The following is a 16,493-nucleotide window of genomic DNA, read 5'->3' on the forward strand; positions in this document are numbered from 1 at the left end:
GTCCCGGCGCGGCCGCCGCGCCGGCACCGGTCAAGGCCGCCGCTCCCCCGCCGGCCGACGGCGACGAAGTGCAGGTGCTGCGGGGCGCCGCCGCGGCCGTCGTCAAGAACATGTCCGCGTCGCTGGAGGTGCCGACGGCGACCAGCGTGCGCGCCATCCCGGCCAAGCTGCTGATCGACAACCGGATCGTCATCAACAACCAGCTCAAGCGCACCCGCGGCGGCAAGATCTCATTCACCCACCTGCTGGGCTACGCGCTGGTGCAGGCGGTCAAGCAGTTCCCCAACATGAACCGGCACTACGCCGAGGTGGACGGCAAGCCGAATGTGGTCACACCAGCTCATACCAATCTCGGCCTGGCGATCGACCTGCAGGGCAAGGACGGCAAGCGGTCGCTGGTGGTGGCGGGTATCAAGCGCTGCGAGGAGCTGCGGTTCGCGCAGTTCGTCACCGCCTACGAGGACATCGTGCGCCGCGCCCGCGACGGCAAGCTGACCGCCGAAGACTTTGCGGGCGTGACGATTTCGTTGACCAACCCGGGGACCATCGGCACCGTGCACTCGGTGCCCCGGCTGATGGCCGGCCAGGGCGCGATCGTCGGCGTCGGCGCGATGGAATACCCCGCCGAGTTCCAGGGGGCCAGCGAGGAGCGCATCGCCGAACTGGGCATCGGCAAGCTGATCACCCTGACCTCCACATACGACCACCGCATCATCCAGGGCGCCGAATCCGGCGACTTCCTGCGCACCATCCACGAGATGCTGCTCTCGGATGCGTTCTGGGACGAGATCTTCCGCGAGCTGGGCAACCCGTATCTGCCGGTGCGCTGGAGCACCGACAACCCCGACTCGATCGTCGACAAGAACGCCCGGGTGATGGAGCTGATCGCGGCCTACCGCAACCGCGGGCACCTGATGGCCGACATCGACCCGCTGCGGTTGGACAGCACCCGGTTCCGCAGCCACCCCGACCTCGAGATCCTCAACCACGGCCTGACGCTGTGGGACCTCGACCGCGTGTTCAAGGTCAACGGCTTCGCCGGTTGCGAATACAAGAAGCTGCGCGACGTACTGGGCCTGCTGCGCGACGCGTACTGCCGCCACATCGGCGTGGAGTACACCCACATCCTGGAACCCGAACAACAGGAGTGGCTGCAGGAGCGGGTGGAGACCAAACACGTCAAACCCACGGTGGCCGAACAGAAATTCATCCTGAGCAAGCTCAACGCCGCTGAGGCCTTCGAGACGTTCCTGCAGACCAAATACGTTGGACAGAAACGCTTTTCGCTGGAAGGTGCGGAAAGCGTGATCCCGATGATGGACGCGGCGATCGACCAGTGCGCCGAGCATGGCCTCGACGAGGTGGTCATCGGCATGCCGCACCGCGGCCGGCTCAACGTGCTGGCCAACATCGTCGGCAAGCCCTACTCGCAGATCTTCAGCGAGTTCGAGGGCAACCTGAACCCGTCGCAGGCGCACGGCTCCGGCGACGTCAAGTACCACTTGGGTGCCACCGGCATTTACCTGCAGATGTTCGGGGACAACGACATTCAGGTGTCGCTGACCGCCAACCCGTCGCACCTGGAGGCCGTCGACCCCGTGCTGGAGGGCCTGGTGCGGGCCAAGCAGGACCTGCTGGACCGGGGCTCAGAAGACCACGGCGACGAAAAAGCCTTCTCGGTGGTGCCGATGATGCTGCACGGCGACGCGGCCTTCGCCGGGCAGGGAGTGGTCGCCGAGACGCTGAACCTGGCCAACCTGCCCGGGTACCGCGTCGGCGGCACCATTCACATCATCGTCAACAACCAGATCGGCTTCACCACCGCACCGGAGTACTCGCGGTCCAGCGAATACTGCACCGACGTGGCGAAGATGGTCGGGGCGCCGATCTTCCACGTCAACGGCGACGACCCGGAAGCCTGCGCGTGGGTGGCCAAGCTGGCCGTCGACTTCCGGCAGCGGTTCAAGAAGGACGTCATCATCGACATGCTGTGCTACCGCCGCCGCGGTCACAACGAGGGCGACGACCCGTCGATGACGAACCCCGCCATGTACGACGTGGTCGACACCAAGCGCGGCGCCCGCAAGAGCTACACCGAAGCCCTGATCGGCCGCGGCGACATCTCGCTGAAGGAGGCCGAGGACGCGCTACGCGATTACCAGGGCCAGCTGGAGCGGGTGTTCAACGAGGTCCGCGACCTGGAGAAGCACGGCGTGCAGCCCAGCGAATCGGTCGAGGCCGACCAGATCGTTCCCGCGGGGCTGGCCACCGCGGTGGACAAGTCGCTGCTGGCCCGCATCGGCGACGCGTTCCGGGCGTTGCCCGACGGTTTCACCGCCCACCCGCGGGTGCAGCCGGTGCTGGAAAAGCGCCGGGAGATGGCCTACGAGGGCAAGATCGACTGGGCCTTCGGCGAGCTGCTGGCGCTGGGTTCGCTGGTGGCCGAGGGCAAGCTGGTGCGCCTGTCCGGGCAAGACACCCGCCGGGGCACCTTCTCCCAGCGGCATTCGGTGATCTTCGACCGCCACACCGGACAAGAGTTCACCCCGCTGCAGTTGCTGGCGACCAACCCCGACGGCACCCCCACCGGCGGCAGGTTCCTGGTCTACGACTCACCGCTGTCGGAGTACGCCGCCGTCGGTTTCGAGTACGGTTACACCGTGGGCAACCCGGACGCGCTTGTGCTGTGGGAGGCCCAGTTCGGCGACTTCGTCAACGGCGCGCAGTCGATCATCGACGAGTTCATCAGCTCCGGTGAGGCCAAGTGGGGCCAGCTGTCCAATGTGGTGCTGCTGCTGCCGCACGGGCACGAGGGGCAGGGGCCGGACCACACGTCGGGACGCATCGAGCGCTTCCTGCAGCTGTGGGCGGAGGGGTCGATGACCATCGCGGTACCCTCGACGCCGTCCAACTACTTCCACCTGCTGCGCCGGCACGCGCTCGACGGCGTGCAGCGCCCGCTGATCGTGTTCACGCCCAAGTCGATGCTGCGCAACAAGGCCGCCGTCAGCGACGTCAGGGACTTCACCGAGATCAAGTTCCGCTCGGTGCTGGAGGAACCCACCTACGAGGACGGCATCGGCGACCGCGGCAAGGTCAACCGGATTCTGCTGACCAGCGGCAAGATCTACTACGAGCTGGTGGCGCGCAAGGCCAAGGACAATCGCGACGACGTCGCGATCGTGCGGATCGAACAGCTCGCCCCGCTGCCCAAGCGCCGGCTCAACGAGACGCTGGACCGCTACCCTGCCGCCAGCGAGTTCTTCTGGGTACAGGAGGAGCCGGCCAATCAGGGCGCGTGGCCGCGGTTCGGCCTGGAGCTGCCGGAGTTGTTGCCCGACAAGCTGACTGGCCTCAAGCGCATCTCGCGCCGGGCGATGTCGGCCCCGTCGTCGGGGTCGTCGAAGGTGCACGCCGTCGAGCAGCAGGAGATCCTCGACACGGCGTTCGCCTAGCCCCCCTCACCGCGAGCGTGCGTGTCTGGACAACGACACGCCGCGTTGGCCGGCATTTTGCGCACGCTCGCCAGGCGAATTGGGCCTGGGCCGGTAGCCTGCGCGGGCGCCGCCGCTCCGGTGAGGTCCGTGTACGCCGTACCCCGGGTACCGGTTAGCCTCGACGCTACGAGCCAATCGAGAGAGAGGGCGCTCATGCAGGGGTTCGCCGGGAAAGTCGCCGTTGTCACCGGCGCCGGTTCGGGTATCGGGCAGGCGCTGGCCATCGAGCTGGGCCGTTCGGGCGCCAAGGTGGCGATCAGCGACGTCGACCTCGAGGGGCTGGGGCACACCGAGGAGCAGCTGAAGGCGATCGGAGCACCGGTCAAAGCCGACCGGCTGGACGTGACCGAGCGCGAGGCGTTCCTGGCCTACGCCGAGGCGGTCAACGAGCACTTCGGCAAGGTCAACCAGATCTACAACAACGCCGGCATCGCGTTCACCGGCGACATCGAGGTCAGCGCGTTCAAGGACATCGAACGGGTGATGGACGTCGACTTCTGGGGCGTCGTGAACGGCACCAAGGCGTTTCTGCCGCACGTGATCGCCTCCGGGGACGGCCACATCATCAATATCTCGAGCGTGTTCGGGCTGTTCTCCGTGCCGGGGCAGGCGGCCTATAACGCCGCCAAGTTCGCCGTCCGGGGCTTCAGCGAGGCGCTGCGACAGGAGATGGTCCTGGCGCGGCACCCGGTGGCGGTGACCACGGTGCACCCCGGCGGCATCAGGACCGCGATCGCGCGCAACGCCACCGCCGCCGAAGGACTCGACCGCGACGAACTGGCCAAGCTGTTCGACAAGCGGCTCGCAAAGACCAGCCCGGAGCGGGCCGCGCAGGTCATCCTCGACGCCGTCCGCAAGAAGAAGGCCCGGGTGCTGGTCGGCATGGATGCCAAGGTCTTGGACGTGATGGTGCGGGTGGCGGGCCCCTATTATCAGCAGCTCTTCGGGCGCGTCATGGGCCGGTTGATGCCCAAGCCCTGACCGCTAACTGCGCCGAGACTGCGCTCAGCGCGCCCCATCCTCGCCGGAGGTGTGCCTGTACGCAGTCTCGATGCCACCGGTGCAGGCTCGACCGCCAAGCCCCAGGCGCTAGCTACGCCCCAGCGGGTGTTCGGCCAGCCATCCGCCCGCCACCGCCTGTGGATCGGCGCCGCCGGCCACCTGGCGGCGCATGTCGGCCAAGGCCGCGGTGTCCAGCACGCCGGCCACCTCGTTGATCGCCAGCAGCTGGCGATCGCTCAGTGCGTTGCGGCGATACAGCGGCACCACGTTCTCGGCGCGGATCAGCGCGGGTTTGCCGTCGGCCAGCGACACCAGGTCGGCGGGGATGCCCGGATCGGCGGTGGTGGTCCACGCCGCCGTCGGCTGCCCGGCCCGCAGCGCGGCAAAAAGCGCTGCCTCATCGGGGAATTCGCGTGGGGCGGGAAGCCGGCACGACCCGACGGCCTGGGGTGCCTGGAACCCGGCGACGGCCCCGATCGCCAACCCGTCGCAGTGTTTCGGCACAGCGCTGAGCTCGATGCTGAGGTCGCGGCCGCCCCACGCCTTGGCGGTAGCCTGCGTCACCAGCAGCACCGGCTTGTCCTCGGCCGCCGTGGTGTAGTCGCCCGCCACGATCCCCTCGGGCAGCGCCGCGATCATCGCGCGGTAGACCTGGGCGTCGGACAGCACCAAGGAGCCGGGCTGCAAGGCCTGCAACGTGCGACCGGTGAACACGGGGACCACGGTGAACGCGCCCGAATCGAGCTTCGCCATCGGATCGGCGGCGGTGTCGGGTCGCGCCACGAAACCGTAGGACCGCAGCGCCGCCACATACACGCCGGCCAACAGCGCCGACTCGGGATCGGGCCCGGATCCGACCACCAGCTCCGGGCGGTGGTCGGCGCTGTGGCCCGCGCAACCCGCCGCCAAAATCGCGGCGAGCAGCAGCGCGGCCAGCCTGGCGAACCTCACTGACTACCGATTAGTAGGCCTAATTTCCGGCCGCGCTTGCGATCGCCACGTTAGATCTGTGGCGACCCGCTGCGCCCGGCTTCGCAGCGCTTGCGATCGCCACGAGAGATCTGTGGCGACCCGCGGCCCCCGGCTTCGCCGCGCTTGCGATCGCCACGAGAGATCTGTGGCGACCCGCTGCGCCCGGCTTCGCCGCGCTTGCGATCGCCACGTTAGATCAGACCCAGCTCTGTGACCGCGCTGCGCTCCTCGGCCAGCTCCGCCGTCGATGCGTCGATCCGGCCGCGGGAGAAGTCGTCGATCTCCAGGCCCGTGACGATCTTCCAGTTGCCGTCCTTGGTGGTCACCGGGAACGACGAAATCAGGCCCTCCGGCACGCCGTAGGAACCGTCGGAGAGCACCGCCATCGACACCCAGTCGCCGTCCGGGCTGCCGAGCAGCCAGTCGCGGGCGGCGTCGATGGTGGCCGACGCGGCCGACGCGGCCGACGAGGCGCCGCGCGCGTCGATGATCGCCGCGCCGCGCTTGGCGACGGTCGGAATGAAGTCGTTCTCGATCCAGCCCTGGTCGCCGACGACCTCGGCCGCGTTCTTGCCGCGCACCTCGGCGTGGAAAACGTCGGGGTACTGGGTGGCCGAGTGGTTGCCCCAGATCGTCATCTTCTTGATGTCGGTGACCGCGGCCCCGGTCTTGCGGGCCAGCTGGGAGATCGCCCGGTTGTGGTCGAGGCGGGTCAGCGCGGAGAACCGCTCCCGCGGGATGCCGGGCGCGTTGCTCATCGCGATCAGCGCGTTGGTGTTGGCCGGGTTGCCGGTCACGCCGATGCGGACGTCGTCGGCGGCCACGGAGTTGAGGGCCTTGCCCTGGGCGGTGAAGATGGCGCCGTTGGCCTCCAGCAGGTCGCCGCGCTCCATGCCCTTGCTGCGCGGGCGAGCGCCGACGAGCAGGGCCAGGTTCACCCCGTCAAAGATCTTGTTCGCGTCCGCGCCGATCTCGACGCCCGCAAGCAGCGGGAACGCGCAGTCGTCGAGTTCCATGACGACACCCTCGAGCGCCTTGAGCGCGGGCTCGATCTCCAGCAGACGCAGCTCGATCGGGCGGTCGGGCCCCAGCAGCGCCCCGCTCGCCAGGCGGAACAACAGGCTGTAGCCGATCTGGCCGGCGGCGCCGGTGACGGCGACCTTGACAGGACTTGCGCTCACGTCGTTTTGCTCCTTATGGAGTAGGTCAGGATTTCGTTCGACGTCGAAACTAGCGCACCCCTTCCGGCCCGAAACCTCCGGTCGCGGCTGCCGCGGACTTTTCACGTCGCGTTTCGCCAGGACGCGTAGCATGAGCACCGCTTGCCTGACCTGCGCTGCGATCGGAGGTGAAGGTGTTCCCCGGACCTGACGCATTACCTGAAGTGCTGCGACCGCTCGCGGGCGAGAAGCGCGAGACGGCTACGCAGCCCGTCGAGCATCCGCCCAACGAGGCGCTGGTCGACTGCGCCGTCTACGCCGAGGGCCATCGGCTGCCGGGGAAGTTCAGCTACGCGACCGCACTCAACAAGGTGCACCAGATCGAAATGCTCGGGCACGAGGCGTTCGTCTGGGTTGGCCTGCGCGAGCCGACCCAGGCCGAGATGCAGACCGTGGCCGACATCTTCGGGCTGCATGCGCTGGCCGTCGAGGACGCCGTCTGCGCGCACCAACGGCCCAAGCTCGAGCGCTACGACGACACTGTGTTCTTCGTCCTTAAGACCGTCAGCTACGTGCCGCACGAATCGGTGGTGGCGGCCCGCCAGATCGTCGAGACCGGCGAGATCATGATCTTCGTCGGCAAGGATTTCGTGGTGACCGTCCGCCACGGTGAACACGGCGGGCTTTCCGAGGTGCGCAAGCGCATGGACGCCGACCCCGAGCAGTTGCGGCTAGGGCCGTACGCGGTGATGCACGCCATCGCCGACAATGTGGTGGACCACTACCTCGAGGTGAGCAGCCAGATCGAGGCCGACATCGACGGCATCGAGGAAGTGGCGTTCGCCCCGGGTCGCAAGCTCGACGTCGAGCCGATTTATCTGCTCAAGCGCGAGGTCGTCGAGCTGCGCCGGTGCGTGGCCCCGCTGTCGGTCGCGTTCCATCGCATTCAGGTGGAGAACAAAGACCTGATCTCCAAAGAGGTGCGACGCTATCTACGCGACGTCGCCGATCACCAGTCGCAGGCCGCCGACCAGATCACCAGCTACGACGACATGCTCAATTCGCTGGTGCAGGCGGCGCTGGCCCGCGTCGGCATGCAGCAGAACAACGACATGCGCAAGATGGCGGCCTGGGCCGGCATCGCGGCGTTGCCCACTGCGGTCGCCGCCATCTACGGCATGAACTTTCATTTCATGCCCGAGCTGAACTGGACATGGGGCTACCCGGGGGTCATGGCGCTCATGACTCTCGCCTGCCTGGTGCTGTACTTCCAATTCCGCCGCAACAATTGGCTCTAGTTCCCGCGCATTGATCAACCGGGTTGTGCCGCAGGTCGTTTCGGGATCCAGCACGTCCACGCCGTCGTTCTGCCAGGCGTGCCGCATGGCCTCGGCGCCCTTGAGGCGCACCCAGGCCGCCTCGGTGGCGGTGACGGGTGTCGCCGTCAGGAACTTCACCGGGTCGCGGGGCGGTGCCAGCGATAGGTCCGGAATGTCGCTGTGCCCCAACAACACCGCGGTGAACGGCACCCGGCCCGACGGCCACGCCCACAGCGGCGAGCCCAGATCGATCAGCGCGTCGGCGACCAGCACCACACCCTCGACGGCCGGGGTGGCCGCGAGTATCGCCACACTGCGGGCAATACCGGTGGCCGGCCCCGGATCCCGCAGGCGCAGCACGATTTCCGCGCGTGGGCCGCTCAGCGGGTCGGCGACGATTTCCGTGGGATCGGTCATCGGGTGCCGCGAGCACCCCAGCGAGACGTAGTGCACCAGACCATCTGCGCCGCGGAATCGCAGCACCTCGATCGGTTCGGTGCCCAGAAACGTCACGCTCGCCGAGTCTGCCTTAACGCCGGCGAAGTGCCCAGTCAGGTGCGCGCGCAGTTGGTCCGGGATCGCCATCACTCGGGGGCAGGGATCGTCAGGTTCGCGCCGGAGTCGGCGTCGAACACCGCCACCTTCGTCGTGTCCAGAGCCAGCTCGATCGACTGCCCGACGGTCGCCTTCGACTCCGCGGGAACCCTTGCTACGAACTCGTTTTCGTGCATCTCCCCCTCGGCCTCCAGCTCGTCCAGCTGGGCCGAGTGCACCGCCGGACCCGACGTGGTGAAGTACACGTACTTGTCGGCGCCCAGCGATTCGACCAGCTCGACCTTCACCTCGAAGGTCAGCGCCCGGATGCGCTGATACCCGTCGATCAACGCGGCGTCGGCCAGGTGCTCGGGGCGGATCCCGACGATGGCGTTCTGCGGCTTGGGATGCTGGTCGATCACCTGCTGCACCTCCGGTGCCAGCATCACCTCGCCGAACGACAGGGTCAGTCCGCCCGGCGTCAGGGTGGCGGGGAAGAAATTCATCGCCGGCGAACCGATGAACCCCGCCACGAACAGGTTGGCGGGACGTTCATAGAGCTCCTCGGGGGTGCCGATCTGCTGCGCGACGCCGGCGTGCATCACTACCACGCGGTCCCCCAGCGTCATGGCCTCGGTTTGGTCGTGGGTGACGTACACCGTGGTGGCGCCCAATCTGCGCTGCAGCCGGGCGATCTCGCCGCGCATCTGCACCCGCAGTTTGGCATCCAGATTCGACAGCGGCTCATCCATCAGGAACGCCTTGGGGTGGCGTACGATCGCGCGTCCCATCGCCACGCGCTGTCGTTGCCCGCCCGACAACTGGGAGGGCTTGCGGTCCAAAAGGTCGGTCAGGTCAAGGATTTTCGCCGTCTCCTCGACCTTCTTCGCGATGTCGGCCTTCTTCATCTTCGCCAGGGTCAGCGGAAACGCGATGTTCTGCCGCACGGTCATGTGCGGGTACAGCGCGTAGGACTGGAAAACCATTGCGATGTCGCGGTCCTTGGGGGCCTTCTCGTTCATCCGCTCGCCGCCGATGCGCAGCTCCCCCGAGGAAATGTCCTCGAGGCCGGCGATCATGTTCAGCGTCGTGGTCTTGCCGCAGCCGGAAGGTCCCACCAGGATCAGGAATTCGCCGTCGGCGATGGTGATGCTCAAGTCCTGCACCGCCGTCGCGCCGTCGGCGTAACTCTTGTGGACGTGCTCCAACACGATCTCGGCCATCCCCTACCCCTTCACCGCGCCAGAGGTCAACCCGGCAACAATACGTCGTTGAAAAATGAGAACAAAAAGAATGATCGGGATCGTGATCACGATCGCGCCGGCCGCGATCGATCCGGTTGGCTCCTCGAATTGCGAACTGCCGCTGAAGTTCGCGATCGCCACCGGCGCGGTGATCGCCGCCTTGGTCGCGGTCAGGGACAGCGCGAGTAGCAGATCGTTCCAGGCGAAGATGAAGATCAGGATCGCCGCGGTCACCAGTCCGGGCGCGGCCAGCGGAACGATCACCTTGCGGAACGCCTGCCCCGGCGAGGCGCCGTCCATCTTGGCCGCCTTCTCCAGATCCCACGGAATCTCCCGGAAAAATGCCGACAGCGTGTAAATGGCAAGGGGCAGCGCGAAAGTGATGTAGGGCAGGATCAGGCCCGGCCAGGTGTCGAACAGCCCGAGCCGGCGTTCGATGTTGAACAACGGGGTTACCAACGAGATCGCGGGGAACATGGTGATCAGCAGCGCGGCCCCGACGAGCAGCCGCTTGCCGGGAAAGTTCAGCCGGGCGATCGCGTAGGCCGCCATCGCGCCGAGTATCACCGCGATCGCGGTGGTGATCAAGCCGATCCCGATGGAGTTGATCAGCGCCGATCTGAAGAAGTCGCCCCGAAAGATTCCGCGGTAGTTGTCGAGGGTCACCGTCGACGGAATCAGCTTGCCGTCCTTGACCATTGACGAGGGCTTGAGCGACAGGCTGAGAATCCACAGCACGGGAAGAAGCGCATAGACGACCACCAACGCGTCGATGACGCCCCAGACCGCGGCGCGCCGTCCATCCAATTTAGCGGCCATCGGCGTCCCCACCGGGCGCCGAGGCGGGTTGAGAGGCGCCGAACACCTTGATGTAGACCAGCGCGATGATGCCCACACAACAGAAGATCAGCACGCTGATCGCCGAGCCCAGCCCGACGTTGAATCCCTTGAACAGGTTGTCATAGCCCAGGATTGACACCGAATCGGTGTTGTTGGCGCCCGCGGTCAGCACGTAGATGTTGTCGAAGATGCGGAAGGCGTCCAGCGTCCGGAAGAGCAGCGCCACCACCACCGCCGGCTTGATGATCGGCAGGGTGATCCTGGTGAGCCGCCGCCAGGCGCCGGCCCCGTCGACCTGCGCGGCTTTCAGCAAATCCTCTGGCACCAGCGCCAATCCGGCCAGCAGCAGCAGCGACATGAACGGGGTGGTCTTCCAAACCTCGGCGATGACCACGATGCCCAGGGACGGGATCTGTTCGACCAGCGGCGCACTGCCTGCCGGCAGCAGGTTGGCCAGGTAGCCGGTCCCCGGCGTCCACGCGTAGTACCAGCTGTAGGACGCGACGACGGTGACGATGCCGTAGGGAATCAGCACCGCCGTGCGCACCACGCCCTTTCCGACGAGGGTGCGGTGCATCACCAGCGCCAGCGCCAGGCCCAGCACGAACTCGAGCGACACCGAGACCACGGTTATGCCCAGCGTCACCGCCAGCGCCGTCCACCAATACCGGTCGGTCAAGATCGTTTGGTAATTGCCCAACCCGACGAAGGCGGTGTCATTGGGGGTGGCAAGGTTGTTGCGCTGCAGGCTGAGCCACACCGCATAGCCGATCGGATAGGCCGTCACCGCCAGCATCAGAGTCGCCGCCGGCGCGACCAGCATGAAGGCCAACCGCTGCTCCGAGAGCCGGTTTCCGGTGCGCCGCACGGCGAAGGACGGTTGAGGTTTGACGGCCTCCCCGGTCAAGGAAGCGGTCACGGCAGCAGCCCCTTGCCGTCGATGGCCTTCTGCGCCTGCGCGGTGAGCTCGTCCGCGGTGCGTTCCGGATCGATCTGGGTGATCGGGCTCAGCGCCGCGGACAGCCGCAGCGACAACGCCTGATAGACCGGCGTGGCCGGCCGCACCGCGGCTTCGGTGAGTTGCCGGCGAATGACGGTATACATCGGGTACTTGGCCTGAAACTGCGGGTCGGAATACAGCGAGCTGCGCACCGCGGGCAGGCCACCTTGGATCGAAACGTATTTCTGGCTCTGCAAGCTGCGCAGGCAGCGCACCGCCTCGAACGCCTCGGCGCGGTGGCGAGTAGTGCTGGCCACCGCCAGGTTCAAACCGCCAATGGTGACCTTGGCCGGCCGGCCGGGGACGACGCGGGGATAGGACGCAAACCCGAAGACCTTCAGGCTGGCGTCGTAGGCGACGCGGAATTGCTCGTCGGTGGGTGCGAATGTCCCGACGTCGTTGATGCTGCCGGCTAGGGCCGGATCCCGGTTCAGCGGCAGGAAGGGCACGCCGCCCTTCACCGCGTTCTCCAGCAGGGACGCCAGTACATAGGGCCAGTTGACTTCGAGCGCGGCCCTACCCTGTTCGACGGCCAACCGCGCGGTCCCCTCGTCGGTCCGGGTGATCGACGGATCGGCTCCGGGGGCGGTCGCCACCGATTTGAGGATCCGCAGCGCGTTGACGGTGGCGGCGCGGTGCGCGGGCGTGTCGGTCAGGGTGACGCGGCGGCCGTCCTCGGAAAGCACCTGCCCACCCGCGCTCACGAGCAGCGTGTTGAACCACACCACCAGGCCCTCGCCCTCGTTGGCCTGCACGGCGATCCAGGCGGGCCGGCCCGCGGCATGCAATTTTGCGGCCTCGGCCACCATGCCGTCCCAGGTGGCCGGCGGTTGGCTGACCAAATCCGCTCGGTACCAAAGCAATTGGGTGTTGGTCGTGACGGGCGCGCCGTACAGCTGGTGTCTCCAGCGGGCCGTCGCGAGCGGGCCGGGCAGGGTGTCGAAGAGGGTGTCCGACTCGGCTTGGCCCGCCGGATCGTCGGACAGCGGCAGCGCCCACCCGGCCTCGGCGAACTCCGCGGTCCATACCACGTCCAGCGCCATCACATCCAGCGCGCGGTCGTGCGCGCTGAGCCGCCGGGCCAGCTGCAGCCGTTGCTCGCCGGGGCCCCGGGGCAGGCTCACGTGCCGCACGGCGAACCGGCCCCCGAGCCGCTTGGTGCAGTCCTGGGCCACCGCGGTGAAGGTGGCCGCGTCCGTGGCCGGCGTGTAGAAGCTGATCACCAGCCCCTTCTCCCCCGAACCGCAGGCCGACGACACCGATGCGATGGTGAGCGTCGCGAGGACGACCACGCCCAATCGGCGTACGCGCCCGCGACTAACCACCGATTCAGCCTCTCGTCCGGGCGTCAGATCGCCAGGCGCGCCAGCAGATCCCGTGCTTTCTCCGCGTTTTGCGGATCGCAGAGCACGTCATAGCGGCCGGCCACCAATTGCATCGTCGAGCTGAAATCCCTCGTGCCACGGGCCATTGCGTAAGGAACCGCGGAGGTGATCAAGCCGAAGAACACGCCGGCAACCAACCCGGTGAGCAGCGCGCCCCACGGGTTGGGGCTGAAGAAGCCGAGCACCAGCCCGATGAACAAGCCGAGCCAGGCCCCGCTGAGGACGCCGCCGCCAAGCACTTTGGGCCAGCTGAGCCGCCCGGTGACCCGTTCCACCTGCATGAGGTCGACGCCGACGATCGTCACCTGCTCGACGGGGAACTGTTGGTCCGACAGGTAGTCGACGGCGCGCTGGGCCTCGGCATAGGTGGGATAGGAGCCGACTGGCCAGCCCTTGGGCGGAGTCGGCAACGAAGGCACGGCGCGGCGGCCGGCGGCCCCGCCCTGGGGCGTCGAGCCGGGAACCTGCCCAGGCTGAAAAGGACTAGTCATCGGTGCTCATTCTCCTCCGCCTTGGCCATACTCTCACCCCGGCCTACCGCACCGTCCGGCACTCAAGGGTCCGTGACGCGCCATTTTGCCCCACTACGCGGCCGATGGCGCGACGGATACGCCGATGAGCCACGCTTCGAAGGCATCTAATTCTGGGCGGTGGGCCGGACGATGATTTCGCCCACGTCGACCCCGTCGGGCTGTTCGATCGCGAATGCCACGGCACGGGCGACCGCAGACGGGGGTTGCGCGACGGCTCGCACGCGAGCCGCGGTTTCTTCGTCGATCGCTCCTGATCGCGCTCCTTCGGTGTCGGTCATGCCCGGCGAGACCACGGTCACGCGCAGGTCGGGCCCCGCCTCCTGCCGCAACGCCTCCGAGAGCACTCGGACGGCCGTTTTCGTCGCCGCGTACACGCCCTGCGCAGGGACAATCCGGTGCGCCGAGGTAGAGGACATGTGGACGAAGTGCCCCGACCGTTGCGCACGGAACACGGGCAGCGCAGCGCCGATGCCGTTGAGGACTCCGGTCAGGTTCGTGGCGACCATGTCATCCCAGTCGTCCTGTCGCAGCTCGTCGAATCCGGAGACCGCCATGTAGCCGGCGTTCGAGACCAGCACGTCGAGTCGCCCGTAGCGTTCCTGAGCCGTCGCGACCAGCCGCGTGAGGTCCGCCCGCCGGCGCACATCCACCTCGAGCGCGACCGCCGCGCCGCCGGCCGCCACGATGCGCTCGACGGTTTCTGTCAGGCGTTCCATGCGTCGCGCGCCCAGCACGACGGGCGCGCCGCGCGAGGCCAGGTGTTCGGCGACCGCCGCGCCGATGCCGCTGCTCGCGCCGGTGATCGCGACGACCTTGCCGTCAATACCGCTGGCGCGGACGCGCAGTTCGCGGCCCATGGATCCTCCCGATCCTGCGTGCAATCTAACGAGGCAGCCTTGCCAATTTTGGGGGCGACTTTAAAGGGTGATCACGATTTTGCCGTGGACGTGGCGTTCGGCCTGCAGTGTTACGGCGTCGCGGATCTGCTCGATCGCGAAGGCCCCGGCGATGGGCACCGTGATCCTGCCGGCCAGGATCGCGTCGGTGATCATCCCCAGTGCGCCGGGGCTGGCGTCGTGGGCGCCGGTGGCGCGCACGCCGCCGACCGGGTCAGCGCCGGCGGCGATCGTGCAGATCCGATCCGGCGGTATTCCTAGCGCCAGCCCGGCCTCGGCGGTCTCCGTGCCGAACAGGTCCATCGTCGCGGTCACACCGCGTGGGGCCAGTGCTCGCACGCGGTCGGCGAGCCCTGGGCCGTAGGCCACCGGCTGGGCGCCCAGCTGCCGCAGCAAAGCGAAGGTGCCTGGCGAGGCGGTCCCGATCACGGTCGCACCGGCGAGCCTGGCGAGTTGAACCGCCAATACGCCCACGCCGCCGGCGGCGCCGCCGATCAGGACGGTGTCGCCGGTGTGCAGACCGATCGCCGCCACGGCGGCGGCGGCGGTGAGTCCAGGTATCGGAAGAGCGGCCGCTACCTCGTCGGTGATGCCGTCGGGTGTGTGAAACACCACGTCAGGTGGCGTGGCGGGGGCCGTCATGACCACGAAGTCGGCGACGGCCTTGGCCAGTGCGCCTCCGTACACGCGGTCACCCACCATGAACCCCTGCGCGCCGGCTCCGATCTCGTCGACCACCCCGGCGAAGTCGCACCCGAATCCGCACGGCACCGTGACGCCGTACATCGCCGCCAACTCGGGCATCGAGGCGACCCCGCGGTCCATCGGGTTCAGACCGGCGACCCGCACGCTGATACGGATTTCGCCTGGGCCCGCGTGCGGCTCGCGAATTTCTCGCACCTCGAGTACCTCGGGACCTCCGAACCTTTCGCGAACGACGGCACGGCTCATGACGCGCTCCGTGCGCCCTGATCGAAGGCACGATGTGTGGCGTGCGCACGCTTGCCTCGGCGGTGGCGGAGATCCTTCATTTCGATTCCTGTCTGGACGTGGGTAGTCGCGGATGGTCTACCGCCGAGCGGCGAGTCCGGGCTCCGCCACCCCGGTGATGACACCAGGTGACATCACCATAGCACCTCGGCGACACTTGGTGTCATCACGACTGGCGCGCCTCTAAGCTGTGGCGATGAGTCGGTGGGAGCCCAATGCCCCGCAGCGGCTGGTAAAAGCCGCCATTGAGCTTTTCGTTGACCGGGGGTATGAGAGCGTGACCGTCGCGGAGATCGCGGAGCGGGCGGGATTGACCAAGCGGACGTTTTTCCGTCACTTCGCGGACAAGCGCGAGGTCCTGTTCGGCGGCCAAGAACCGCACCGCCGATTGTTCGCCGACGCGATCGCCAGTGCGCCGGCCTCGGCCACGCCGCTCGAAGCGATCGCCGCGGGATTGACGGCCTTCGCGGCCGATGCCGGGGAAGAGCGACGGGACTTTTTGGCCAACCGTCAGGCCATCATCGACGGCAATCCCGACCTGCGGGAACGCGAGCTGCTGAAGGGAGCCGCACTTACCGCCGGCATGGCCGAGGCGCTCAGGGAGCGGGGGGTGCAAGAGCCAACTGCTAGCCTCGCCGCCCAAGTCGGCGCGCTCGCGCTCAGCACCGCCTACCTGCGCTGGTTCGAGCCGGCCAATCGGAAACCACTCACCGAACTTGTCGAACAAGCGTTGCGAGAACTAAGCGCCGCGACCGAGGTTCTGCGCTGAACCCGGCAGACGCACTAGTCGCCCCCTCGCCGCACCACGGCTGGGCGCGTTAGGTTGAACGCATGTCAGCTCCCGGCGGTGGCTTCGGCGAGGGTGCCCACGGCGACGAGGGTCACCCGCCGCCGACCGGCGGCACCGGGCCTGAGCAGCCGAATTGGACGCCGCCGTGGAATCCGCCGGCCGGCGACTATCCGCCTCCGGCGTACGGCGCGCCCGGTTACCCGGCCGAATACCCGCGGCCGATTCCGCCGCCGCCCGGCTATGGTCAGCCACCCGGATACGGCCAGCGCGTTCGTCCCGGATTGCATCGCTCCCTGGTAGTCCGGTACGGGGTAATAGCCATCCGGATGTG

Annotated in this window: 13 protein-coding genes and 2 pseudogenes; 5 read left to right on the forward strand and 10 right to left on the reverse strand. The window is 67.7% G+C overall.

The annotated features are described in order from the left end of the window. Window positions 1-3,455, forward strand: a 3,455-nt coding sequence (locus A5764_RS00525; protein WP_197501157.1) for a multifunctional oxoglutarate decarboxylase/oxoglutarate dehydrogenase thiamine pyrophosphate-binding subunit/dihydrolipoyllysine-residue succinyltransferase subunit, incomplete at its 5' end; no start/stop codon positions are given. A 195-nt stretch (window positions 3,456-3,650) separates the two neighbouring features. After that, window positions 3,651-4,478, forward strand: coding sequence for an SDR family oxidoreductase (locus A5764_RS00530; RefSeq protein WP_067106889.1), 828 nt, complete (start codon window positions 3,651-3,653; stop codon window positions 4,476-4,478). 108 nt (window positions 4,479-4,586) lie between these two features. Here A5764_RS00530 and A5764_RS00535 read toward each other — a convergent pair whose 3' ends face one another. Together A5764_RS00535 and A5764_RS00540 are read right to left on the reverse strand one after the other, a co-directional pair. Further along, window positions 4,587-5,450, reverse strand: coding sequence for a glycine betaine ABC transporter substrate-binding protein (locus A5764_RS00535; RefSeq protein WP_067106892.1), 864 nt, complete (start codon window positions 5,448-5,450; stop codon window positions 4,587-4,589). A 212-nt stretch (window positions 5,451-5,662) separates the two neighbouring features. Continuing rightward, window positions 5,663-6,652 (reverse strand): malate dehydrogenase, encoded by a 990-nt coding sequence (locus A5764_RS00540; RefSeq protein WP_067106895.1) that lies wholly within the window; start codon window positions 6,650-6,652, stop codon window positions 5,663-5,665. A 173-nt stretch (window positions 6,653-6,825) separates the two neighbouring features. On the opposite strand from A5764_RS00540, the gene corA reads away from it, so the two are divergent. After that, on the forward strand, window positions 6,826-7,929 hold the full coding sequence (corA, locus tag A5764_RS00545) for a magnesium/cobalt transporter CorA (protein WP_067106918.1): 1,104 nt from the start codon (window positions 6,826-6,828) through the stop codon (window positions 7,927-7,929). 14 nt (window positions 7,930-7,943) lie between these two features. Here the strand turns inward: corA and A5764_RS27005 are convergent. The 8 genes and pseudogenes from A5764_RS27005 to A5764_RS00585 form a co-directional block, all read right to left on the reverse strand. Further along, window positions 7,944-8,535 (reverse strand): annotated as a pseudogene (locus tag A5764_RS27005) (suppressor of fused domain protein). After that, the gene (locus tag A5764_RS00555) at window positions 8,535-9,707 is read right to left on the reverse strand and encodes an ABC transporter ATP-binding protein (protein WP_067106900.1); all 1,173 of its coding nucleotides are present in this window, start codon (window positions 9,705-9,707) and stop codon (window positions 8,535-8,537) included. The pseudogene A5764_RS27005 and the gene A5764_RS00555 overlap by 1 nt, the downstream one beginning before the upstream one ends. Before the next feature lie 3 nt (window positions 9,708-9,710). After that, on the reverse strand, window positions 9,711-10,535 hold the full coding sequence (locus A5764_RS00560) for a carbohydrate ABC transporter permease (RefSeq protein ID WP_156664439.1): 825 nt from the start codon (window positions 10,533-10,535) through the stop codon (window positions 9,711-9,713). Window position 10,536: 1 nt separating this feature from the next. Continuing rightward, on the reverse strand, window positions 10,537-11,391 hold the full coding sequence (locus tag A5764_RS00565) for a carbohydrate ABC transporter permease (RefSeq protein WP_067106922.1): 855 nt from the start codon (window positions 11,389-11,391) through the stop codon (window positions 10,537-10,539). A 92-nt stretch (window positions 11,392-11,483) separates the two neighbouring features. After that, window positions 11,484-12,893 carry an extracellular solute-binding protein gene (locus A5764_RS00570; RefSeq protein ID WP_067106904.1) on the reverse strand — a complete coding sequence of 470 codons (1,410 nt, stop codon included), beginning with the start codon at window positions 12,891-12,893 and terminating at the stop codon, window positions 11,484-11,486. 23 nt (window positions 12,894-12,916) lie between these two features. After that, window positions 12,917-13,444, reverse strand: coding sequence for a general stress protein (locus A5764_RS00575; RefSeq protein ID WP_067106906.1), 528 nt, complete (start codon window positions 13,442-13,444; stop codon window positions 12,917-12,919). A gap of 146 nt (window positions 13,445-13,590) precedes the next feature. After that, window positions 13,591-14,343, reverse strand: a complete 753-nt coding sequence (locus A5764_RS00580) for an SDR family oxidoreductase (RefSeq protein ID WP_067106910.1) — start codon at window positions 14,341-14,343, stop codon at window positions 13,591-13,593. A gap of 60 nt (window positions 14,344-14,403) precedes the next feature. Continuing rightward, on the reverse strand, window positions 14,404-15,333 hold the full coding sequence (locus A5764_RS00585; protein WP_067106912.1) for an NADP-dependent oxidoreductase: 930 nt from the start codon (window positions 15,331-15,333) through the stop codon (window positions 14,404-14,406). 235 nt (window positions 15,334-15,568) lie between these two features. Between A5764_RS00585 and A5764_RS00590 the strand changes: the two genes are divergently transcribed. Together A5764_RS00590 and A5764_RS29080 are read left to right on the forward strand one after the other, a co-directional pair. Further along, window positions 15,569-16,141 (forward strand): TetR/AcrR family transcriptional regulator, encoded by a 573-nt coding sequence (locus A5764_RS00590; protein ID WP_067106913.1) that lies wholly within the window; start codon window positions 15,569-15,571, stop codon window positions 16,139-16,141. A 62-nt stretch (window positions 16,142-16,203) separates the two neighbouring features. Beyond that, window positions 16,204-16,493, forward strand: a pseudogene (locus A5764_RS29080) (hypothetical protein); the annotation flags it as partial.

It is taken from the genome of Mycobacterium sp. 852002-51057_SCH5723018, assembly GCF_001667035.1.
Lineage (GTDB): Bacteria > Actinomycetota > Actinomycetes > Mycobacteriales > Mycobacteriaceae > Mycobacterium.